A 23,063-nucleotide genomic window follows, 5' to 3' on the forward strand; every position below is an offset into this window, starting at 1 on the left:
CGCGAGATCCGTTGTTGTTTTTGCCCCTTTTTTAGTTGTCCCTCCTAACCGGGTTTGCGGAAAAGCCGGGTCTGTTCGAACAGGCCTTCCAGCGTTTTCATGCGCTCCTTCGTCTCGTCCCATGTCGAGTTCTGCACCGCTTCGATCAGTGCCTCGACGATGAAGAGCGTGACGACGGAGGAATCCCATGCCGACGGCGCCTCGATCTGTACACGAAAGGCGTGACGGGCGAGCTTGGCGGCGGGCGAAGCCCACTGGTCGGTGAAGATGATGATTTCGGCTCCGCGCTTGCGGGCGGCAGTGGCAAGGCTCACCATTTCCTGCTCGTAGCGGCGGATATCGAAGATGATGAGCAGGTCGCCCTGATTCATATTGAGGACATATTGCGGCCAGCTCGACGAATTGGAGGAGAGCAGCGCCGTGTTCGGGCGAATGACCTGCATATGGGTAAAGAAGTATTCGGCCAGCGCGCCGGTGATGCGCCCGCCGACGAAATAGAGCGTGCGCTTGCGGTCCGAGAGCAGGGCGGCGACGCTGTCGAAGGTTGCGGTATCGAGATCGGAAAGCGTCTGGCGCAGATTGCCCATGATGGCATCGGCGAAGCGGTTCAATATGTGGGTGCCCGGCGCGTTCTGAGCCCAGCGGTCGTGTTTGGCAATCGGGTTGGAAATCGTCGCCTCGACTTCCTGGTGTAGATGCTGCTGGAAATCCGGATAGCCCTTGTAGCCGAGCTTCTGGACCATGCGCACGACCGTCGGCGTGGAGACGCCGGCATTTTCGGCGATGGTGGTGATGCTGCCGAGGCCGGAGACGGGGTAGTTGTCGAGAAGGCTTTCAGCCAATTGCTTCTCGGCGCGCGTGAGCACGCCGAAATACGAATGAATGACGTCCGAAACGGTCTTGGCCGCGACACTCACGTGATTTTGCTCCCCGGGATGGTCTGGCGCCACTTTCCCACTGAAAGTTAACAACGCTGTCACAATCCATGTCAATGACTGTCATGAAAAGAAATTTTCAGAGTGCGCTTGACACTGCCGCAAACCTGAAGAATTCTTTTCTTGTAAAGAATTTATTAAGCGATGGGGGAAGCGCCTTTGGTGCTGGCTCAGGCCCGAATTCTCAGCGATGCCGACGGCGAATGCGTCGCAATCGAACGCGCTCACGGCAAGAACCCCGTGCTCATCATCTGCGAGCACGCATCCCGCACGCTTCCTGAACATTTCGGCGATCTCGGTCTTTCCGAAGAAGCGCTGTCGAGCCACATCGCCTGGGATCCGGGTGCGCTTGCCGTTGCCCGCGCCATTTCGGCAGCTCTTGATGCGACACTCATCTACCAGCGCTTCTCGCGGCTGATCTATGACTGCAACCGGCCGCCGAGTTCGCCGGGCGCCATGCCCGAGGTCAGCGAGATCTATACGATTCCCGGTAACAAGGATTTGACCGAGGGCGAGCGCCGTGCCCGCACGGAAGCTCTCTATCTGCCGTTCCACGATGCCATCAGCGCCCTGATCCGCGACCGTCAGGCGAGCGGGCAAGACAGCGTGATCGTGACGATCCACAGTTTTACACCGATCTATAATGGCCGGCAGCGCGCTGTCGAACTCGGCATCCTCCACGACGAGGACAGCCGCCTTGCCGACCGCATGCTGGATTTTGCAGCCGAGGCGCCGCTCTACCGTACCGAACGCAACGAACCCTACGGGCCTGAGGACGGCGTGACGCACACGCTGATCCTACACGGCATTTCCAATGGGCTTCGCAATGTCATGATCGAGGTCCGCAACGACCTTATCGCAGACGATACCGGCCAAGGGGTCGTGGCCGACTATCTCACAAGGCTTCTCCAGCAGAGTCTGGATGCCTGAATAAAAAGAAGACCCCGGGGAGCAGTTTAACTGCGAACAGCCCGCAAGGCGAAAAGCCACGGGCACTATTGGCACAGGATCGGCCGCAATTCCGCGGGCGATTGTCAACAGGGGGAAGTCATGTCGGACTATACTGAAAGTGATAAGAAGCAGGATATGCATATCCTGCATTCCATGGGCTATGCCCAGGAACTCGAACGGCGAATGAGCTCGTTCTCGAACTTTGCCGTTTCCTTCTCGATCATCTGCATTTTGTCGGGCGGCATCAACTCGCTAGCGCAGGCAACCGCGGGTGCAGGCGGTGCCGCCATCGGCATCGGCTGGCCGGTCGGCTGCTTCGTTTCGCTTGTCTTCGCCGTCGCCATGGCGCAGATCAGTTCCGCCTACCCGACGGCCGGCGGCCTCTATCACTGGGGTTCGATCCTCGGCAACCGCTTCACCGGCTGGTTGACCGCCTGGTTCAACCTGCTCGGTCTCGTCACCGTTCTCGGCGCCATCAACGTCGGCACCTACTATTTCTTCATGGGCGCCTTCGGCACGGGCTATCTCGGCCTGACGGACACGACGACGGTGCGCATCGTCTTTCTGGTGATCATCACCGGCGCGCAGGCGCTTGTGAATCATATGGGCATCGGGCTCACCGCAAAGCTCACGGATTTCTCCGGTTACCTGATTTTTGCAACCGCAATCGCGCTTGCTGCCGTGTGCCTGCTGTCGGCTCCGTCCTATGAGTTCGGCCGTCTCTTCACCTTCGCCAACTATTCGGGTGAAGCGGGTGGCAATGTCTGGCCGGCGACTTCGGGCACCTGGGTGTTCCTGCTCGGCCTGCTGCTGCCGATCTACACGATCACCGGCTATGACGCTTCCGCCCATACATCGGAAGAAACCGTCAAGGCGGCGCATTCCGTACCGCGCGGCATGGTCTCGTCCGTCCTTTGGTCGGCTCTCTTCGGCTATATCATGCTGTGCTCCTTCGTACTCATGCTGCCAAACATGGACGATGCGGCAAAGCAGGGCTGGAACGTGTTCTTCTGGGCGATGGATACGCAGGTCAATTCGTTTGTGAAGGATATCCTCTACTTCGCGATCTTCGTCAGCCAGTGGCTGTGCGGCCTTGCGACCGTCACCTCGGTCTCGCGCATGATCTTCGCCTTCTCGCGTGATGGCGGCCTGCCGGCCGCCAAGGCGCTGTCGAAGGTGAGCCCGAACTACCGCACGCCGGTTGCCGCGATCTGGACGGGCTCGATCCTCTCTGTGCTCTTCGTCTGGGGCTCGTCGCTCGTTTCTATCGGCGAGACGCCGGTTTACACCATTGTCGTATCATGCACGGTCATCTTCCTGTTCTTCTCCTTCGCGATCCCGATTACGCTCGGCCTCTTCGCCTGGGGGACCTCGAAGTGGGACAAGATGGGTCCGTGGAATCTTGGCGAGGGTACGTTCAAGCTCTTCGCGGTTCTCTCGATCCTCGCGATGATCCTGATCTTCGTTCTTGGTATCCAACCGCCGAACGATTGGGCGCTCTACATCACCGTCGGCTTCTTGGTTCTGACAGGCATCGTCTGGTTCGGCTTTGAAAGCCGTCGCTTCAAGGGGCCGCCGATTGGCGATGAAGTGGTAAGGCGCCAGGCTGAGATCGCAGCGGCCGAAAGGGCTGTCGGCGAAAGCTAAGAACTGAGGCTTCCCTCTCACATGGCGGGGCCGCGTCGCGCGGCCCCATCACGGCTCAACGAAAAGGCATCGAACGGGTTGATCCCGGCGCTCGCATGCCGTTTCGTTGTCCCGATTTCCCGGTTTCAATTTCAGGCGGATACATCATGAGCAGCTATACTCTCGACGATCTCAGACAGGACGTTGCCGACGGGCGCATCGATACGGTGCTGGCCTGCCAGGTGGACATGCAGGGACGCCTGATGGGCAAGCGTTTCCAGGCAGAATTTTTCCTCGAAAGCGCCTGGAAGGAAACGCACAGCTGCAATTATCTGCAGGCGACCGACATGGAGATGGAAACCGTCTCCGGCTACAAGGCAACAAGCTGGGAAAAGGGTTACGGCGACTATGCGATGAAGCCGGACCTTTCGACACTGCGGCTCATTCCTTGGCTCGAAGGCACGGCGCTCGTGCTTTGCGATGTGCTGGACCATCATACGCATGAGGAAGTGGCGCATTCGCCGCGCGCGATCCTGAAGAAGCAGGTGAAACGGCTGGAGGACATGGGCATGAAGGCCTACATGGCTTCCGAGCTCGAATTCTTCCTCTTCGACCAGAGCTACGAGGCAGCCCAGGCGTCCGGCTACCGTAACCTGAAACTCGCCAGTGCCTATAACGAGGATTACCACATCTTCCAGACGACCAAGGAAGAAGAGGTGATGCGGGCGATCCGCAAGGGTCTGCAGGGCGCCGGCATTCCGGTCGAAAATTCCAAGGGTGAGGCATCCGCCGGCCAGGAGGAAATCAATGTACGTTATGCCGATGCGCTTGCTATGGCCGACCGGCATGCGATCATCAAGAACGGCTGCAAGGAAATTGCCTGGTCGAAAGGCAAGGCGATCACCTTCCTCGCCAAGTGGCATTACAATGCCGCCGGCAGTTCCTCGCATATCCACCAGTCACTTTGGAGCCTGGAAGAAAAGCCGCTCTTCTTCGATCATGCCGGTCATCATGGCATGACGCCGCTGATGCAGAACTATATTGCCGGGCTGCTCAGCCACGCGAGCGAGATTACCTATTTCCTGGCACCTTACATCAACTCCTACAAGCGCTTCATGGCCGGCACCTTCGCGCCGACCAAGGCCGTGTGGAGCAAGGACAACCGCACGGCCGGTTATCGCCTCTGCGGCGAAGAGACAAAGGCGATCCGCATCGAATGCCGCGTCGGCGGCTCCGATCTCAATCCCTATCTCGCCTTCGCGGCCCTGCTTGCCGCCGGTATCGACGGCATCGAGAAGAAGCTGGAACTGGAAGCGCCCTATGTGGGGGACGCCTATTTCGGCAAGGATATCCGCGAAATCCCGCGCACGCTGCGGGCTGCCACCAAGGCCATGACGGAATCGGAGATGCTGCGCACAGCCTTCGGCGACGATGTCATCGACCACTATACCCGCGCTGCCGAATGGGAGCAGGAAGAATACGACCGCCGCATCACGGATTGGGAAGTGGCGCGCGGCTTCGAGAGAGCTTAAGAACATATCCGAAGCGGAAAGTCGCCCGACCGGGTTCTCCTTGAGGGATCAGTCGTGGCGTCTTTCCCTGCGGCTCAGAAGAAAACAGGATTCAGATCATGACAATGATCCAATGCATTTCGCCGATCGACGGCTCTGTTTATGCGGAGCGTCCGGCGCTTTCGCTCGAAGCGGCAAAGGAAGCCGTCGCGCGTGCGCGCAAGGCGCAGAAGGCCTGGGCCAAGCGTCCGCTCGAAGACCGTGTCCAGCTGGTGCTGAAGGGTGTCGCGCGTCTCAACGAGATGTCCGATGTCGTCGTGCCCGAACTTGCCTGGCAGATGGGCCGGCCGATCAAGTATGGTGGCGAATATCGCGGCTTCAACGAACGCTCCAATTATGTTGCCTCGATCGCAGCCGATGCGCTGGCGCCTGTTGTCGTCGAGGAGAGCGACCAGTTCGAGCGCCGCATCGAGCGCGAGCCGCATGGCGTCGTCTTCGTGATCGCGCCCTGGAACTACCCCTATATGACGGCGATCAACACGATCGCTCCGGCGCTGATGGCCGGCAATACCGTCGTGCTGAAGCATGCCTCACAGACGCTGCTCGTCGGCGAGCGTCTGGTGCAGGCCTTTGTCAAGGCCGGTATTCCCGAGGACGTGTTCCAGAATGTTTTCCTCGATCATGAGACGACTTCGGCCCTGATTGCGGCCGGCAGCTTCAACTTCATCAATTTCACTGGCTCGGTCGAAGGAGGCCGCTCGATGGAGCGGGCTGCGGCCGGCACTTTCACCGGGCTCGGCCTCGAGCTCGGCGGCAAGGATCCGGGCTATGTGATGGAAGATGCCGACCTCGATGCGGCCGTCGATACGCTGATGGATGGCGCGACCTACAATTCCGGTCAGTGCTGCTGCGGCATCGAGCGCATCTATGTGCATGAATCGCTCTATGACGCCTTTGTCGAGAAGTCGGTCGCCTGGGTTTCAAACTACAAGCTCGGCAATCCGCTCGATCCGGAGACAACGCTCGGCCCGATGGCCCACAAGCGCTTCGCCAGGGTGGTGCGCGAACAGATCGCCGACGCGGTCGCCAAGGGCGCCAAGGCGCTCGTCGATCCGAAACTCTTCCAGGCCGATGACGGCGGCGCTTATCTCGCGCCGCAGATCCTCGTCAATGTCGACCATTCCATGGCCTTCATGCGCGAAGAAACCTTCGGTCCGGCCGTCGGCATCATGAAGGTGAAGGGTGACGATGAGGCCCTAGCGCTGATGAATGACAGCCAGTACGGCCTTACCGCCTCGCTCTGGACCAAGGATGCCGAGCGGGCAGGGCGGCTTGGCCGCGACATCGAAACCGGCACCGTCTTCATGAACCGCGCCGACTATCTCGATCCGGCGCTGTGCTGGACCGGTGTCAAGGAAACCGGCCGCGGCGGCTCGCTGTCGATCATCGGCTTCCACAATCTGACGCGCCCGAAATCCTACCATCTCAAGAAGGTTACAGCATGAGCAGCGCCAACATCACCGCCAACTGGAGCTACCCGACATCCGTCAAGCTCGGCCGCGGCCGCATCAAGGAACTGGCCGACGCCTGCAAGAGCCTCGGCGTGAAGAAGCCGCTGCTCGTCACCGACCGCGGCCTCGCCTCGATGGCGATCACCAAGAACGCGCTCGACATTCTCGAAGATGCCGGGCTTGGCCGGGCGATCTTCGCCGATGTCGATCCGAATCCGAACGAGAAGAACCTCGAAGCCGGCATCAAGGCCTTCCGCGATGGCGGCCATGACGGCGTCGTAGCCTTCGGCGGCGGCTCGGGCCTCGATCTTGGCAAGTGCGTGGCCTTCATGGTCGGCCAGACGCGCCCCGTCTGGGATTTTGAAGATATCGGCGACTGGTGGACGCGCGCGAGCATCGAAGGCATCGCGCCGATCGTTGCCGTGCCGACGACGGCCGGCACCGGCTCGGAAGTCGGCCGCGCCAGCGTCATCACCAATTCCGCGACTCATGTGAAGAAGATCATCTTCCATCCGAAATTCCTGCCGGGTGTCGTCATCGCCGATCCGGAACTGACGGTCGGCATGCCGAAGATCATCACCGCCGGCACCGGCATGGATGCCTTCGCCCATTGCCTGGAGGCTTACTCTTCGCCGTTCTACCATCCGATGTCGGCCGGCATCGCGCTGGAAGGCATGCGCCTCGTCAAGGAATTCCTGCCGCGCGCCTATAAGGAAGGCACGGATCTGGAAGCGCGCGCCAACATGATGTCGGCAGCCGCCATGGGCGCGGTCGCCTTCCAGAAGGGGCTTGGCGCAATCCATGCGCTCTCGCACCCGATCGGCGCCGTCTACAACACGCATCACGGCATGACCAATGCGGTCGTGATGCCTGCTGTGCTGCGCTTCAACCGCCTGGCCATCGAAGAGAAGATTGCGCGCGCCGCAGCCTATCTCGGCATATCAGGCGGTTTCGACGGCTTCTACGATTACGTGCTGAAGCTGCGTTCCGACCTCAACGTCCCTGACAATCTGACGGCGATGGGAATCACCCCCGACCGGATCGATGAATTGGCGGCAATGGCGATCGAAGACCCAAGCGCCGGTGGCAATCCGGTTGCAATGACGCTTGAAAATACTAAGACCCTGTTCAGGGATTGCTTCTGATCAGATAAAGGCGGACCTATTAACTTTCCCGGAAAGCCTTGGTTTTCCGGGATTTTTTGTTTTTGGCGCATGCTTATTTCTGATGATGTGAAAAATGCAGGCCGCAATTTCAGCGGGTCCGGTTAACAGTTTGTTAACCACGATTGGAAAGGATGGGTTAACCGCACGATGCTCCGACGGTGCGATTAACAACGAGCGATGCCGGCTCGCGCGCCACTCCCCTTCGAGGACTAAGAATATGCCAGTCATCACATTCGCAAATACCAAGGGCGGCGCCGGCAAGACCACAGCCGTATTGCTGCTTGCCACTGAACTTGCACGTCAGGGCTACCGTGTCACGATCCTCGATGCCGATCCGCAGCACTGGATTTCGCGCTGGCACGAAATTTCCGGCCATGTGCCAAATATCAGCGTCATTGATTTCGTAACGACAGCCTCGCTGCCGCAGCACATCAGCGAGAATAAACAGAATACCGATTACTTCATCATCGACCTGCCGGGCGCGCGCAATCCGCTGCTGGCAACAGCCGTCGGCCTCTCCGACCACGTGCTGATCCCGATCCAGGGCTGCGCCATGGATGCCCGCGGCGGCGCCCAGGTTCTCGAACTCCTGCAGTATCTTGAGGAGAAGGCAAGCATCAAGATCGGCCATTCGGTCGTGCTGACGCGTGTGAACTCCATGGTCACCACCCGCGCGCTGCAGCTCGTCAAGGCGCTGTTGAACGAGCGCCATGTGCCGGTTCTCGATACGGCCATCATCGAACGCTCTGCATTCCGCGACATCTTCGATTGCGGCGGCACGCTGCATACGATGGATCCGATGCGCGTCAGCAATCTCGACAAGGCCCGTGAAAATGCCCTCTGTTTCGCAGAGGAAATCATTCGCAAGGTGCCGGGCCGGCTTCCAGTTGCTGTTCGGCTGGCAAACGCGATGCGCAGCGCTGCCTGATCGCAACATCTCGATAGAAGAATTGATGCCTCGGTTTGTGCCGGGGCATTTTCCTATTTGAGATTACAAGCAGGTGGAGTTGCTGCTCCTCATCCAGTTCGGCGAGCGCCCGGCGGAGACACCAGGCGAATAGACGTCCTCAATCGACGAATTCGACCGTCACGCCGGGCTTGACCATCTTGGCAAGCTCCGTCGCATCCCAGTTTGTCAGGCGGATGCAGCCGTGGCTCTGGGTGCGGCCGATCCTAGAGGGGTCGGGCGTGCCGTGGATGCCGTAGGTCGGCTTGGAAAGCGCCATCCAGACCGTGCCAACTGGGCCATTCGGGCCGGGCGGAATGTCGAGGATCTTGTCGTTTGTGCCCTGCTGGAAATTGATCTTCGGATTGTAGGTGTAGCCAGGGTTAAAGGCGACGCGCTCGACTGTCACCGTGCCAGAAGGCGAGGGCGTGTCCGTGGAGCCGATAGAGGCGGGATAGGCGGCAACGAGGTTGCCGGCGTCGTCATAGGCAAAGACCTGCTTGCGGCCCTTGTCGGCGAGGATCTTTGCGACTGCTCCCTTCTTGTTGTCGCCGGGATTGACGACCTTGATAACAGTACCGGGAATGGTGAAGTTCGCGCCGGGGTTCATCTCCTTCAGGAAATTCTCATCCATGTGGAAACGTTCGGCGAGCGCTTCCGTCACAGTCGTATAGGCGAGCGAGGGCAGGAGCGCCTTCTGCGAATAGTCTTCCGGGATCTGCGCGACATAGGGACCGGCGGCATCCGCATCCGTGATCGTGTAGTTCACGACCGGCAGACCGCCATTCATGCGCAGCTCTTCGAGGATTGCGTCCGTATTGTTCGGATCGAGCTTGGTGCCGGTCATCTGTTCATAGGCGTAAATCGCCTTGGTGACATTGGAGCCCATGTGGCCATCGATGACGCCGGGCGAAACGCCTGCGCGATCCAGAAACACCTGAAGCGCCACGATTTCCGGCTTGGACTTGTCCTTGAGCGTGATCACCGGCTCCGGCGGTGCCTGGCGGAGCTCGTCGGCCGGTGGGATCTGCTGGTCTGGCTCGATCGCGGCATAGTCGTCCTGGCCCTGCGGATCGCCGGGATAGGCCTGCTCCTCGAGCGGGCCGCGCTCGATGGCCACGTCACGCGGGATGGAGCCCGTTACCGGGCCGCGCTCGGAATAGCGCGTATCGCCGTAGCCGTTACCATCAGGATAATAGGGATCGTTGTTGTAAGGGGCGTTGGAAGCCTCACGTGTCGTGCGGGGCGAGTAGTAGCCGCGAGCGCGCATTTCCGTCGCGATGATGTTGCCGTAGCGATCGATCAGCACGCGGTTGCCGCGATAGTCCTGGGCATAGACGAAGCCGCGGCCCGGCGGGACGTAGTCGAGGATTTCGCCGCTCGGCGTCACCAGCACGATATCGCTTCTGTTGCGTCCATATTGCTGCGCGTCGGCCTGCTGCGGCGTGAAAGCAGCAAGCGCCAAAAACATGGCCGAAAAAGAAAGGGCCGATTTCATAAAGCGATTCACGTCTCACACCTCGATCAGTGGCTCGGCAGACACACACCTGCGAATTTTGACGCTAGTGTGGAATTTCTTAAGCCGTGCTGAACAAAACATAAAAACAACGGTGTTTTGCGTTTACTCGTAAACGCTTGCGCGAAGATGACGTTCCTGTGAGGTCGTCAGTTATGGTACTCCCCGGCCATCTCATCGGTCCCGATTGACGAGGGTGGCCGCACGACCTAACCCTACCGCAACCAAGATTCCCTGGGAGGACAGCCGATGATCGAATTTGCCGCCGCAACCGGGCCGCGCCTGATGCTGGACGAAACATCGGTGCTGGATATCGCCGGCTGCATCGTCGAAGGCGTCGACATCGCGCCCAAGCGGGCCATCCCCGACGACGGCGATCCGCGAATCGATCATTCGCTGGAAGGCTTCCTCTTTACCTGCGGTCCCGATCATATCCGTCACCGCCAGCCAATTCCCGGCACGGACGGTAGGATCTATCCGCTGCACGGCTCTGCCTCCGGCCATCCGGCCAAGGTACTCTGGACGACGTTGGAGAACGGCAATGCCGAATGCCGCGCCGATATCGATATCACCACGGTGGAGGGGCTGCCGCAGCGCATCGAGCGGCTGTGGCGGATCGACGGGGCCACCGGCGAGGTTTCGCTGGAGGATCGCATCGTCAATACGAGCAATGAGACCGTGCCGACCTTCCTGATGTATCATATGAACATCGGCGGCAAATGGCTGGATGCGGGGACACGGCTCGAAGGCCGGATGCTGGAGGGTGGCGGTTTTCCCTGGACTTTCGGCGAGGAGCCGGGCGGTATCTTCTGCGTCGAGGCTCCGGCCACCGAGGAGAGCTTTGCCGAAGTCCGGCTCGGGCCGATTGCGGCGATTGGCGGCAAGACGTTGAGGGTGCGTTTCCGCGCCGATACGCTGCCGCATCTGCAGATCTGGCGGAACCAGAAGGCACCGGCGCATATCGTCGGTATCGAGCCAGTCTCGCACCGCTGGGTGCTGCGCGATGAACTGGAAGCGGCCGGCGAGTTCAACTGGCTGAAATCTGGTGAAAGCCGCAGCTATGGCCTGCGTTTCGCTTTCGTCTAATGAAGGAGCGTTCGACGAAGACGTGTTGACGCTTGACAGGACGCGTCGTAGACCTTCAGCCCACCATTTTCGAGGAGATTGAGACGATGGATATCCGCCAGATCGACGATGAATACTCCGTTTCCGGCCAGATCACGGTTGACGAACTCGATGAGATCAAGGCGCTCGGCTTCAAGTCTATCGTCTGCCATCGTCCGGATGGCGAAAGCCCTGATCAACCGCCCTTTGCCGTCATCGAAACCCGCGCCAAGGAGCTTGGCCTGCAGATCACGCATGTACCGGTTGGACCGATGGGCGTGACCGAGGAGGCCGTGCAGGGCATGGTCGATGCGCTCGACGAATTCGAGCGCCCGATGCTCGGCTACTGCCGCTCCGGCGCGCGCTCCACGGCGATCTATCAGAAGACGCACCACATCCGCGCCTGATCCGGTCCCGTCCGGACATAATCCGACGCCGCCCGAAAGCGGCGTCTTTCATTTGATGAACAGGAGAACACGATGAGCATCAAGCGTATCGACATCGGCGCCCGCATGAGCGGTGCCGTCATCCACGGCAACACTGTCTATCTCGCCGGCCAGGTCGGCGAAGGCGAAAGCGTTACCGATCAGTGCAAGTCGGCACTCGGCGAAGTCGACCGCCTGCTCGCCGCTGCCGGCAGCAGCAAATCCAAGATCCTGCAGACGATCATCTATCTCTCCGACATCGCTTACTTCGCAGAGATGAACGCCATCTGGGAAGGCTGGATCGACCCGGCAAACCCGCCGGCCCGCGCCACCAGTGAAGCCAAGCTCGCTGCGCCAAAGTACAAGGTCGAGTTCATCGTCACGGCTGCTCTCGACTAAGAGCGCTAACGATCGACCAATCAAAGCCGGTGAAGTGTGAACCAGATTGGTTCACAGACTCATCGGCTTTTTGTTTGGGCGATTTCCGAGAGAGTGCGGGTCGGCGTGATGGCCTCGGGATCGAGCTTGATTTCGATGATTGCCGGCTTGCCGCTGTCGCGCGCGCGTTCGAAGGCCGGTGCGAAATCCCCGGTCTTTTCCACCGTCTCGCCATGGCCGCCATAGGCGCGGGCGAGGGCGGCAAAATCCGGATTGGTGAGATCCGTGGCGCTGACGCGACCCGGATAGTCGCGTTCCTGATGCATGCGGATCGTGCCGTAGATGCCATTGTTGACCACGACCGTGATGATCGCCAAGCCGTAGTGCACGGCGGTCGCAAATTCCTGTCCGTGCATCAGGAAGCAGCCGTCGCCGGCAAAGCAGATGACGTCCCGATCGGGGAAGAGTTGCTTGGCGGCGACTGCGGCCGGCAGGCCGTAGCCCATGGAGCCCGATGTCGGCGCTGCCTGCGTGTTGAAGCGGCGGAAGCGGTGGAAGCGATGCACCCAGGTGGCGTAGTTGCCGGCGCCATTGGTGAAGATCGTGTCCGGCTTGGTATTGGCCTCCAGCCATTCCATGATCGGCCCCATATGGACGGCGCCCGGACCTGTTGCCGGGGGCTTCGACCAAGAAAGATAGGCCTGATGCATACGCGCGGTGCGTTCGGCCCAGCGCGGCTCGGTGGGGGCTTCGAGATCGGCAAGTGCTTGGACGAAATCGATGGGGCTGGCGCAGATAGCAATGTCTGGGCGGTAGACGCGGCCAAGTTCCGACGGGTCCGGATAGATGTGGACGAGCGACTGGGCCGGGTAGGGGATATCGAGCAGCGTATAGCCCGAGGAGGGCATTTCCGACATGCGGCTGCCGAGCAGGATCAGCAGGTCGGCCTCCTTGATCTCTTTCGCCAGCGCCGGATTGATGCCGATGCCGACATCGCCGGCGTAGCAAGGATGCAGGTGGTCGAACAGCATCTGACGACGGAAGGAACAGCCGACGGGCAAGTTGAAGCGTTCGGTGAAGGTCTGGAAATCGGCAACCGCATCGGCATCCCAGCGCGTGCCGCCGAGAATGACCATCGGCCGCTCGGCTTTCAGAAGGCGCAGATAGAGATCGTCGATCTGACTGCGGCCCGGATGGGCCTCGACGCGGGTGTAGCGCTTCGCTTTCGGGGCCTCCACCTCGTCGCGCAGCATGTCCTCGGGTAGCGTCAGCACAACCGGACCCGGGCGGCCGGATGTGGCGATCGCAAAGGCGCGGGTGACGAATTCGGGGATGCGGGCGGCATCGTCGATCTCGCCGACCCATTTGGCAAACTCGGTGAAGGCGCGGCGGAACTCGACTTCCTGGAAGGCTTCGCGTTCGCGCGCCTCCCGCTGCACCTGGCCGATGAAGAGGATCATCGGGATCGAATCCTGCCTGGCGATGTGCAGGCCGGCAGAAGCATTGGTTGCACCTGGACCGCGGGTGACCATGCAGATGCCGGGCTCGCCGGTCAGCCGGCCCCAGCAATCGGCCATCATCGCCGCCCCGCCTTCCTGACGGCAGACGATGACCTCGATATCGCTGTCATGCAGCGCATCGAGCACCGCAAGGAAGCTCTCTCCCGGCACGCAGGAGAGGCGTTTGACCCCATTTGCCTTCAGGGCCTCGACGATCAACTGCCCGCCTGTCCTCTTCATGGCCATTTCCTTCTCAAGGCGATGTCTTCCTCTCCCATTCCTGAAGTTCGGCCAGAACCTCTTCGTTGTGTTCGCCGAGGCGCGGACTTGGTCGCTCGTAGCGCAGCGGCGTTTCCGACAAGACGACCGGAGTGCGCACGCCGGGGATCATGGTGCCTGCGGCGTCCGGCAGATCGATGCGCAGGCCGCGCGCGGTAATCTGCGGATCGGCAAACATTTCCTCGATCGTGTTGATGGCACCTGCCGGCACGGCATTGTCCTCGCAGGCCTTCAGGAGATTGGCCTTCTGCCATTTCAGCGTTTCGGTGGAGACCATCCGGCGCACTGCATCTCTGTTGGCGACGCGGGCCTTGTTGGTCGCGAAGTTCTCGTCATCGCCGATGACGAGGCCGAGGATGGTGCACAGCCGGCGGAACTGGCCGTCATTGCCGACGGCGAGGATGAGATAGCCGTCAGCCGCCGGCACGACCTCATAAGGCGAGATATTCGGGTGCGCGTTGCCGAGGCGCACGGGCGCGCGGCCGGAAACCAGATAGTTCATGTTCTGGTTGGCAAGCACTGCCGATTGCACATCGAGCAGCGCCATGTCGATCAACTGGCCTTCACCCGTCTTCAGGGCATGGATGAGGGCGGCTTCGATCGCCGAGACCGCATAGATGCCGGTGAAGATATCAGCAATCGCGACACCCGCTTTCATCGGCTGCCCATCCGGTTCACCCGTTATCGACATGAAACCCGACATGCCCTGGACGATATAGTCGTAGCCGGCGAGACTGGCATAGGGGCCGGTCTGGCCGAAGCCAGTGATGGAGCAATAGACGAGGCGCGGATTGATCGCCCTCAGGCTCTCATAGTCGAGACCGTATTTGACGAGGCCACCGAGCTTGAAATTCTCGATCAGCACATCGGCAGTGGCGACGAGGCGGCGCACCAGCGACTGGCCTTCTTCGCTTTTCAGGTCTGCGGTAACGGAGCGCTTGCCGCGATTGGCGGAATGATAATAGGCGGCCGAGAGGTTTTCGCCATCCGCGCCCTCGACGAAGGGCGGCCCCCAATGCCTGGTGTCGTCACCTCCATCGGGGTTTTCCACCTTGATTACGTCGGCGCCGAGATCAGCCAGCATCTGTCCCGCCCAAGGGCCGGCGAGCACGCGCGCAAGCTCGATGACCCGGATGCCCGCAAGCGGCGGCTTCTTCTTCACGTCCTGCGTCATGTTCCTCCCAGATTCCTCCCGAACTCCTCTCATGAGCGGCGGATTTCAGGGTGCCCGCGTCACCTCAGATGTATCGGATACGGGTTTGGAAGCAAAGCGCTGCTCACGCCAGATGATGTAGAGGCCGGACGCGATGACGATCAGGATGCCGACCCATTTCAGCGCATCCGGGAAATCGGCAAAGACCAGCCAGGCAAAGACCGTGGCCGAGACGATTTCCAGATATTGCAGCGGCGCCAGCGTCGAGGCCGGGGCGGCGCGATAGGCGTAAGCGGCGAGGATGCCGGTTATCGCCGCCGCAATGCCGGTGCCGAGCAGGTAACCGAAGGCTGGAAGATCGGGCAGGGCCGTATCGATGATGTCGGAGCCGCTGCCATGGCCGATGAAGAGGATGACGGCGCAGAAGAAGATGCCCCAGAGGCCGGTCTGGAACTGCATGGCCCAGGGGTCCTCCCGGTGTGACAGCACGCGCGTCATCAGCGCGAAAACGGCGATGCAGAAGGCGCTGACGACGGGCAGCAAAGCGATATAGCCGACCTGCTCGAAGCTCGGCTGGATGATCAGCAGGGCGCCCAGGAAGCCGACGGCGCAGGCGCTGTAGCGCCGCCAGCCGATCGTCTCCTTCAGGAAGATGCTGCCGAGGATCGTGAGAATGATCGGCTCGACGAAGAAGATGGCGATGGCATCGGCAACCGCCATGACCTTCAGCGTCGTGACGAAGCAGATCATCGAAATGGTGACCATGGCGCCACGGATGGCATGATACCAACTCTGCTTCAGCGAAAACTGGATTTTCGCGCCGCGCAGGAAAACGAAAGGCAGCATGGTGAGCGACTGGATGACGAAGCGGAAGCCGGCGACTTCGGTGGACGAGATCGTTGCGGTTGCGAGCTTCGAGAAGATGTCGATCAGCGGCGAGATCATCACCGACAAGAACATAAAAAGCAGGCCGAACGTCACCTCGGAGGCGGCGGGATGGCGTATGGAACTCGTGCTCGTCATCTCAGATCCTTTCGTTCGGGATCGCGCGGATCGCTGCGTCGCACCAGCCGGCGAAATCCGCAATTGCCGTCTGCGCGCCGATCTCGTTCAGCGTTTCATGCCGCATGTCCTGATATATCTTTGTGCTGATACGGGAGAAGCCCTGACTTCTCAAACGCTTTGACAGCCAGAGGACGGCTTTTCCATGGATGGTTGCCGGGTCCTGACCGCCGCCGACCAGATGGATCGGCAGGTCTTTCGGCAGCCTCTCGAGCCGTTCCTCCTCGATGCCGCGGAAGGTGAGGGCAAAGACGTCGAGCCAGAGCGATACGGACGCGTTGAAGCCGCAGAGCGGATCGGCGATATAGGCATCGACCTCGGCGGGATTGCGCGACAGCCAGTCGAATTCCGTCCGGTGATTGGGCACGGATTTGCTCCAGGCGGAAAATGTCAGCCTCGGCAGCATGTCGCTTGGCACATCCGAGCCTTTGAACATGCGTTCGGTAAGCAGGATCGCCTGCGCGGCGCGGCCAGAAAGTCCAACGGCAAAATTCGAATTCCAGACGGCAAGGGCTGCGAAACGGCCGGGGAGGTCGGCGGCGGCGTTGAGCGCGATCAGGCCGCCCATCGAATGGCCGAGGAGGATGACGGGCAGGCCGGGATGGCGGGTCTTGGCAAAGTCATGCACGGCGGCGATATCATTGACGACGCGCTCTATGCCGCCCCGTCTCGCGAAGCGGCCGAGCGGTGCATCGGGCGCGCTTGTCTCGCCGTGGCCGCGATGGTCATGCGCATAGACATGATAACCTCTTGCCGCCATGGCCCCGGCAAAGCGCCGGTAACGGCGGGAATGTTCGGCAAGCCCGTGTGAAATCATCAGGATAGCGTGCGCCTGGCCCTCTGCAGGCTGGTGATGGCACGCAAGCGAAGCTCCGGCGTTCTGAAGCCGCAATGTCTCGGAAAACATGCATTCCTCCCGCGCCCAAAAGACCAGATCGCAGGGCAAATGCAATATTGCGATTCTCCTCATACATGAGAAAGCGCGATTTTGCTGCGATTCAGGGTTGCGCAATCCTCGGCTTCATGCTTGTTTGTTCCTGTAATGTTCTTTGTCGGGGCTATCAATGGGCAAGTTTTTCCTTTCGGTTTCCATTCTCTTCCTTTCGCTGTCGTCAGTCGGTTCCGTATCCGCACAGGAAAGCGGGCGCACGCGTTTCATCCTTGCAGCAAGCTGGCAACCGGCATTCTGCCAGACCAACCAGAAGAAGGCGGAATGCGCCAGCCAGGGCGGCGAGCGTTATGACGCCACCAATTTTTCTCTGCACGGTCTGTGGCCGATGCGGCAGGACTATTGCGGTGTACCCGCCGACCAGAAAGCCGCCGACAAGGACGGTCAATGGACGAGCCTGCCGGCCGTAGCCCTCTCTCCCGAGACGAAGACCGCGCTCGACAAGGCGATGCCTGGCACGCAATCGGGGCTCGAGCGGCATGAATGGACTAAGCACGGCACCTGCACGAAGATGAGCGCCGACGATTATTTCGCCACCGCCATTCACCTCATGGGCGAACTCAATGCTTCGGCCGTGCGCGATCTCTTCGCCGCCAATGTCGGCAAGGTGCTGAAGGCCGATGCGATCAAGGCCGCCTTCGATAAGAGCTTCGGCGCCGGTGCCAGCGACCGCGTGAAAATGAGCTGCCGCCGCGTCGGCAATATCAGAGTGATCAGCGAGCTGACGATCGGGCTTTCGCAGGATGCCGTTTCGGCGCAAGCGAAGGAGAAGGGCCTCGGCGGCCTTATCCAGGGGGCAGGGCAGACGTCCTTCGGCTGTGACGAAGGCATTGTGGATGCTGCCGGCTTCTGATGGAAACACGCCGAAATCCTGACGAAACAGGGTTTCGGCGTTGCTCCAGGGCGTGGTTTCGCCTACATAGCGGCCACGATTTCAAGTTTCCGCCCGGAGCATCCCAGCATGGCACGTCAGTTCATCTATCACATGTCCGGCCTCAACAAGGCCTATGGCAACAAGAAGATCCTCGAGAACATCCATCTTTCCTTCTACCCCGATGCCAAGATCGGTATCTTGGGTCCGAACGGCGCCGGTAAGTCCACCGTGCTGCGCATTATCGCCGGCCAGGACAAGGAATATACCGGCGAAGCCTGGCTCGCCGAAGGTGCGACAGTCGGCTACCTGGAGCAGGAGCCGAAGCTCGATCCCAACAAGACGGTGTTCGAGAACGTCATGGAAGGCGTTGCCTCCAAGACGGCGATCGTCGAGCGCTACAACGAACTGATGATGAACTATTCCGATGAGACGGCGGAAGAGGGCGCGAAGCTTCAGGACATTATCGACAGCCAGAACCTCTGGGATCTGGAAAGCCAGGTCGAGATGGCGATGGAAGCCCTGCGCTGCCCGCCGCGCGACGCCGATGTCACGACGCTGTCCGGCGGTGAGCGCCGCCGTATCGCGCTCTGCCGCCTGCTTCTGTCGCAGCCGGACCTGCTGCTGCTCGACGAACCGACCAACCATCTGGACGCCGAAACCATCGCCTGGCTCGAAAAGCATCTGCGCGACTATCCGGGCGCCGTGATGATGATCACCCACGATCGCTACTTCCTGGATAACGTCACCGGATGGATCCTCGAACTCGACCGCGGCCGTGGCATTCCGTACGAAGGCAACTACTCGGCCTACCTGCAGGCGAAGGCCAAGCGCATGCTGCAGGAAAACCGCGAAGAGGCAGGCCGCCAGAAGGCCATCAGCCGTGAACAGGAATGGATCGCCTCCAGCCCGAAGGCCCGTCAGGCCAAGTCCAAGGCGCGTATCAAGTCTTACGAACAGCTGGTCGAGGCCGCCGAGAAGCAGCGTCCTGGCGACGCGCAGATCATCATCCCGGTCAGCGAGCGTCTCGGCCAGGTGGTCATCGAGATGGACGGCATCACCAAGGGCTTCGAGGGCCGCACGCTGATCAACGATCTGTCGATCAAGCTGCCGCCGGGCGGCATCGTCGGCATCATCGGCCCGAACGGCGCCGGCAAGACGACGCTGTTCAAGATGATTACCGGCCAGGAAAAACCGGATGGCGGTTCGATCCGTATCGGCGAGACCGTGCATCTCGGTTATGTCGACCAGAGCCGCGATGCGCTCGACGGCAACAAGACCGTCTGGGAGGAAATCTCCGGTGGTGCGGAAATCATCAAGCTTGGCAAGTTCGACATGAACTCGCGTGCTTATTGCGGCGCCTTCAATTTCAAGGGCGGCGATCAGCAGCAGAAGGTCGGCAACCTCTCGGGTGGTCAGCGCAACCGCGTTCACCTTGCCAAGATGCTGAAGGCCGGCGGCAATGTTTTGCTGCTCGACGAACCGACCAACGACCTCGATACGGAAACGCTGGGCGCTCTGGAAAGCGCGCTGGAAGCATTTGCCGGCTGCGCCATCATCATCAGCCACGATCGCATGTTCCTCGACCGTCTGGCCACGCATATTCTCGCGTTTGAAGGCGAGGGCCATGTCGAGTGGTTCGAAGGCAACTTCGAGGATTATGAACAGGACAAGGTTCGCCGTCTTGGCCCCGACGCCCTCAACCCCGGCAGCCAGGCTCACAAGCGTCTGACACGCTAATCGGTTTTTCGTGCATTTCGAAGCCCCGGCTGGTCCGGGGCTTTTTTGATGTCTGCTGTCGTTATCACCATAGGCAATTTCGCAAATCGGTGAAATGCCGCTTGCCTCCATTATCCAAATCACATAAAGATATCTTTATATCTTGATTGGGTAGAATATGAGCGAACCCTTAAGGCTTGGACTGGATGCGCTGGTGGACGTCTTGAAGGCGGCAGGCGAACCGACGCGCCTGCGGCTCCTCGCGCTGCTGGCGGCGGGCGATCTCACCGTCACCGATCTTACGGAAATTCTCGGTCAATCCCAGCCCCGCATCTCCCGGCATCTGAAGCTGCTTGGCGAGGCAGAACTGATCGACCGTTATCAGGAAGGCGCCTGGGCCTATTTCCGCCTGGCGCACGAAGGCAAGGCAGCCGCGCTGGTGCGAGCGCTGCTGAAGCATGTCTCCGAAAACGACCCCGTCGTTCAGCGTGACGGTGAGCGCCTTGCCACCGTCAAGCGGCAGCGCGCCGAGCGGGCGCAGGCCTATTTCAGCCGCAACGCCGCCGAATGGGACGAGCTTCGCCGTCTGCACGCCGCTGACGAAGAGGTGGATGCTGCCGTCATCAAGCTGCTGGGCTCCAACCCGATCGATTCCCTGCTCGACCTTGGCACCGGCACTGGCCGCATGCTGGAGCTTCTGGCCGGTCGTTATCGCCGGGCGATCGGTGTCGATGCCAGCCGCGACATGCTGAGCGTGGCGCGCGCCAATCTCGACAAGTCGCGGATCACGACGGCTTCGGTGCGCCATGCCGATATCCTGAACCTGCCGTTCGAGGGGCAGGACTTCGATCTGGTAACGATCCATCAGGTGCTGCACTTCTTCGATCAGCCTGATATTGCAATCACGGAAGCCGCGCGCATGCTGCGGCCGGGCGGGCGCCTCGTCATCATCGATCTCGCGCCGCACAGCCTCGAATATCTTCGCGACGAACATGCCCATGTCCGTCTTGGCTTTTCGCATCAGGCCATGTCGGACTGGGTGCGCAAGGCGGGGCTGGATGTCGAGCAGGTCGTCGACCTTCATCCGGGTCAGCAGGGGGAGAAGGGCCTTACGGTCACGATCTGGCTGGCGCGCGACCCGAGGCGCCTTATGGCTTCGCTGGAGAGCGAAGGCGCGATACCTACATTTGCCGGGAGAGAATAAATGACCCAGAAAAACGACGCCCGCCGCCGCGATATCGCGATCTCCTTCGAGTTCTTCCCGCCGAAGTCCGAGGAGATGGAGGGCCAGCTCTGGAACACCGTCCGCGATCTGCAGGATTGGAACCCGGAATTCGTCTCGGTGACCTATGGTGCCGGCGGCACCACCAAGGCGCCGACGCTCTCCACGGTCACGCGCTTTCTGGCCGACACGCCGCTGGCGACCGCCTCGCACCTCACCTGCGTCAGCGCCACGAAGGAAGAGACGCATCAGGTCGTCGACAGCTTCCGCAAGGCGGGTGTTACGCATTTCGTTGCGTTGCGCGGTGATGCGCCGGGTGGCGTCGGTGCGCCCTACCAACCCCATCCGGGCGGTTATGCCAATGCGGCGGAACTGGTGGCCGGCCTCAAGCAGATCGGTGATTTCGAGATCTCCGTCTCGGCCTATCCGGAAAAGCATCCGGAAAGCCGCGATCAGGCGGCTGATATCGACATGCTGAGGCAGAAGGCCGAGAACGGCGCCGACCGCGCGCTGACGCAGTTCTTCTTCGATAACGACAATTTCGAGCGTTATCTCGACAAGGTGCGCGCCGCCGGTGTCAAAATCCCTGTCGTGCCTGGTATCATGCCGATCCAGAACCTGACGCAACTGAAGCGCTTTGCCGGTGCCTGCGGCACGGTCATCCCGGCTTTCCTCGACGAGCGTTTCGCCGGATATGACGACAAGCCGGAAGAACGCGCCAAGGTCGCAGCCGAGGTTGCAGCCGAACAGATCGAGGATCTCATCCGCCGGGGTCTGCACGAGTTCCATCTCTATACGATGAACCGTGCGCCGCTGGTTTCGGCAGTTCTCGACAATCTCGGTTTCTCGCGCCAGACGGTCAGGAGCGCCGGCGCGGCAGCCTGACCCGACATATCGTTTTCGACAAAAGAAAAGCGCATGGCCGGGCGGGGCATGCGCTTTTCAGTATTCGGGGTTATTTATCATTCAGGAGTGTAGGTATCTCAGTTTTTGACGCCTCGCATCGGCTCAAATGAAGAGCATGGATACGACGAATGCGAACGCTGCACTGACCAACAGGACATTCAAGGATTGCGTAAGTCCCATGTCTGCCTCCTCGCGCTAACCGGCTAATAATATGTCGGAAATGTGTTGGTTGGGAAGCGCTTCTTGTGCTGCGCTGCCGAAGAGGATAGGGGATAAGTCTAACAACGATCCTATAAACTACTGAAATATAATCAGAAAAATCCGCTCTCAAAATTTAACGATCCGTTACAATCCGGTAGTCGCGATTCACGCTTTTGGCGGAAGAATGGCGCACTGCAGCATAATCATTTCAGGCTATGGCGCCAGAGCGGCGGTAGATGCGGCCGTCCAGTATGACAAGTCCCGCGCCGATCAGCGCCATGCCGGCTATCTCGGTCATCTCCAGTCGCTCGCCCAGGAACAGGAAGCCGAGCAGGATCGCGCTCGGCGGCACGAGCAGCGTCACCAGAGAGGCGTTGGTCGCGCCCGCCGCGGCCATGATGCGGAAGTAGATGATATAGCCGACGGCTGTGGACAGCAGGGCAATCGCCAGAACGGCCGCGATGACGTTGATTGACGGCATGGCAAGTGCCCAGGGGTGATCCATGACGAGCGACAGCGGCAGGGCCACCAGCGAGGATGCCGTCATCTGGCCGGCAGCGATAACAGGCGGCGCCATGCCCCTGAAGCGCTTGCCATAGGTGGCCGCAAATCCGTAGCAGACCGCGGCGACGACGGGCAGGAGGAGCGCCCAGAGGGGCAGGTCGCTGCCATCGGTGATTCCAGGGCCGATGAGGACGACTGTGCCGAAAAGGCCGGTGAGGCAGCCGATGATCTTGGCCGAGGAGAGTTTCTCGTCAGATGTCAGGTAATTGGCGATCAGCACCGTCCAGATCGGCGTCGTGGCATTGAGAATGGAGGCGAGACCGGCGCCGATGCGCGTCTGGCCAAAGAAAATCAGCGCATGGGGCAGGGCATTGTTGAGGATGCCGAGAATGAGGAATTCGCGCCAACGGCTCTTCAGCAGCGGATAGATGCCGAAGCGCCCGGCGATGTAGATATGCAGCGCAAGGGCCGCAATGGAGAGGCGCAGGAAAACGAGGGTAAGCGGCGGCACCTCGGCAACGGCGATGCGCGCGAAGAAGAAGGAGCCGCCCCAGATCAGACCGAGGAGGGCGAGAAGCCCCCAGGTCAATGTGCTCATTCTCTGTTCCATGCCGATCCTCCCATCTGCT

At 60.6% G+C, this 23,063-nt stretch carries 20 protein-coding genes; 13 read left to right on the forward strand and 7 right to left on the reverse strand.

The annotated features are described in order from the left end of the window. Positions 1-44: 44 nt before the first annotated feature. Positions 45-917, reverse strand: a complete 873-nt coding sequence (locus FHT87_RS16785) for a MurR/RpiR family transcriptional regulator (protein ID WP_183731203.1) — start codon at positions 915-917, stop codon at positions 45-47. Between the two features lie 177 nt (positions 918-1,094). Between FHT87_RS16785 and FHT87_RS16790 the strand changes: the two genes are divergently transcribed. The 6 genes from FHT87_RS16790 to FHT87_RS16815 all read left to right on the forward strand — a co-directional run bounded on the left by FHT87_RS16790 (position 1,095) and on the right by FHT87_RS16815 (position 8,628). Next, positions 1,095-1,865, forward strand: coding sequence for an N-formylglutamate amidohydrolase (locus tag FHT87_RS16790; RefSeq protein ID WP_183731200.1), 771 nt, complete (start codon positions 1,095-1,097; stop codon positions 1,863-1,865). A gap of 120 nt (positions 1,866-1,985) precedes the next feature. Continuing rightward, entirely contained in the window at positions 1,986-3,533 is a 1,548-nt protein-coding gene (locus FHT87_RS16795; protein WP_183731197.1) for an amino acid permease, read from the forward strand. 146 nt (positions 3,534-3,679) lie between these two features. Continuing rightward, complete coding sequence (locus tag FHT87_RS16800; RefSeq protein ID WP_183731194.1) at positions 3,680-5,044, forward strand: glutamine synthetase family protein; 1,365 nt, start codon at positions 3,680-3,682, stop codon at positions 5,042-5,044. Positions 5,045-5,142: 98 nt separating this feature from the next. After that, positions 5,143-6,528, forward strand: a complete 1,386-nt coding sequence (locus FHT87_RS16805) for an aldehyde dehydrogenase family protein (RefSeq protein ID WP_183803349.1) — start codon at positions 5,143-5,145, stop codon at positions 6,526-6,528. Beyond that, positions 6,525-7,679 carry an iron-containing alcohol dehydrogenase gene (locus tag FHT87_RS16810; protein ID WP_183803352.1) on the forward strand — a complete coding sequence of 385 codons (1,155 nt, stop codon included), beginning with the start codon at positions 6,525-6,527 and terminating at the stop codon, positions 7,677-7,679. The genes FHT87_RS16805 and FHT87_RS16810 overlap by 4 nt, the downstream gene beginning before the upstream one ends. A 238-nt stretch (positions 7,680-7,917) precedes the next feature. Then, a complete protein-coding gene (locus tag FHT87_RS16815; RefSeq protein WP_183803355.1) occupies positions 7,918-8,628 on the forward strand; it encodes a ParA family protein in 711 nt (236 codons plus the stop codon). Between the two features lie 139 nt (positions 8,629-8,767). On the opposite strand, the gene FHT87_RS16820 is transcribed toward FHT87_RS16815, so the two are convergent. After that, positions 8,768-10,156, reverse strand: coding sequence for a L,D-transpeptidase (locus FHT87_RS16820; RefSeq protein ID WP_183731182.1), 1,389 nt, complete (start codon positions 10,154-10,156; stop codon positions 8,768-8,770). A gap of 255 nt (positions 10,157-10,411) precedes the next feature. On the opposite strand from FHT87_RS16820, the gene FHT87_RS16825 reads away from it, so the two are divergent. The 3 genes from FHT87_RS16825 (at position 10,412) to FHT87_RS16835 (ending at position 12,090) form a co-directional block, all read left to right on the forward strand. Beyond that, positions 10,412-11,248, forward strand: coding sequence for a DUF4432 family protein (locus FHT87_RS16825; RefSeq protein WP_183803358.1), 837 nt, complete (start codon positions 10,412-10,414; stop codon positions 11,246-11,248). 86 nt (positions 11,249-11,334) lie between these two features. Next, the gene (locus FHT87_RS16830; RefSeq protein WP_183731176.1) at positions 11,335-11,673 is read left to right on the forward strand and encodes a TIGR01244 family sulfur transferase; all 339 of its coding nucleotides are present in this window, start codon (positions 11,335-11,337) and stop codon (positions 11,671-11,673) included. A gap of 72 nt (positions 11,674-11,745) precedes the next feature. After that, on the forward strand, positions 11,746-12,090 hold the full coding sequence (locus tag FHT87_RS16835; RefSeq protein WP_183731173.1) for a RidA family protein: 345 nt from the start codon (positions 11,746-11,748) through the stop codon (positions 12,088-12,090). A gap of 59 nt (positions 12,091-12,149) precedes the next feature. On the opposite strand, the gene FHT87_RS16840 is transcribed toward FHT87_RS16835, so the two are convergent. Genes FHT87_RS16840 through FHT87_RS16855 form a run of 4 tightly spaced genes read right to left on the reverse strand, consistent with a single transcriptional unit; the run spans position 12,150 to position 16,969 of the window. Continuing rightward, on the reverse strand, positions 12,150-13,808 hold the full coding sequence (locus FHT87_RS16840; RefSeq protein ID WP_183803360.1) for a thiamine pyrophosphate-binding protein: 1,659 nt from the start codon (positions 13,806-13,808) through the stop codon (positions 12,150-12,152). Between the two features lie 13 nt (positions 13,809-13,821). Continuing rightward, complete coding sequence (locus FHT87_RS16845; protein WP_183731167.1) at positions 13,822-15,021, reverse strand: CaiB/BaiF CoA-transferase family protein; 1,200 nt, start codon at positions 15,019-15,021, stop codon at positions 13,822-13,824. A gap of 45 nt (positions 15,022-15,066) precedes the next feature. Next, positions 15,067-16,023 carry a DMT family transporter gene (locus tag FHT87_RS16850; RefSeq protein ID WP_183803363.1) on the reverse strand — a complete coding sequence of 319 codons (957 nt, stop codon included), beginning with the start codon at positions 16,021-16,023 and terminating at the stop codon, positions 15,067-15,069. Between the two features lies 1 nt (position 16,024). Further along, the gene (locus FHT87_RS16855; protein WP_183803366.1) at positions 16,025-16,969 is read right to left on the reverse strand and encodes an alpha/beta hydrolase; all 945 of its coding nucleotides are present in this window, start codon (positions 16,967-16,969) and stop codon (positions 16,025-16,027) included. Positions 16,970-17,126: 157 nt separating this feature from the next. Between FHT87_RS16855 and FHT87_RS16860 the strand changes: the two genes are divergently transcribed. The 4 genes from FHT87_RS16860 to metF all read left to right on the forward strand — a co-directional run bounded on the left by FHT87_RS16860 (position 17,127) and on the right by metF (position 21,708). Beyond that, a complete protein-coding gene (locus FHT87_RS16860; protein WP_183803369.1) occupies positions 17,127-17,864 on the forward strand; it encodes a ribonuclease in 738 nt (245 codons plus the stop codon). Between the two features lie 108 nt (positions 17,865-17,972). Further along, positions 17,973-19,622 carry an energy-dependent translational throttle protein EttA gene (gene ettA, locus FHT87_RS16865; RefSeq protein ID WP_183731154.1) on the forward strand — a complete coding sequence of 550 codons (1,650 nt, stop codon included), beginning with the start codon at positions 17,973-17,975 and terminating at the stop codon, positions 19,620-19,622. A gap of 157 nt (positions 19,623-19,779) precedes the next feature. After that, on the forward strand, positions 19,780-20,805 hold the full coding sequence (locus tag FHT87_RS16870) for a metalloregulator ArsR/SmtB family transcription factor (RefSeq protein ID WP_183731151.1): 1,026 nt from the start codon (positions 19,780-19,782) through the stop codon (positions 20,803-20,805). Continuing rightward, positions 20,806-21,708 (forward strand): methylenetetrahydrofolate reductase [NAD(P)H], encoded by a 903-nt coding sequence (metF, locus tag FHT87_RS16875; RefSeq protein ID WP_183731148.1) that lies wholly within the window; start codon positions 20,806-20,808, stop codon positions 21,706-21,708. 430 nt (positions 21,709-22,138) lie between these two features. On the opposite strand, the gene FHT87_RS16880 is transcribed toward metF, so the two are convergent. Beyond that, positions 22,139-23,044 carry a DMT family transporter gene (locus tag FHT87_RS16880; RefSeq protein WP_183731145.1) on the reverse strand — a complete coding sequence of 302 codons (906 nt, stop codon included), beginning with the start codon at positions 23,042-23,044 and terminating at the stop codon, positions 22,139-22,141. Positions 23,045-23,063: the final 19 nt, after the last annotated feature.

It is taken from the genome of Rhizobium sp. BK316 (assembly GCF_014193695.1).
In the GTDB taxonomy this organism is placed as follows: domain Bacteria; phylum Pseudomonadota; class Alphaproteobacteria; order Rhizobiales; family Rhizobiaceae; genus Rhizobium.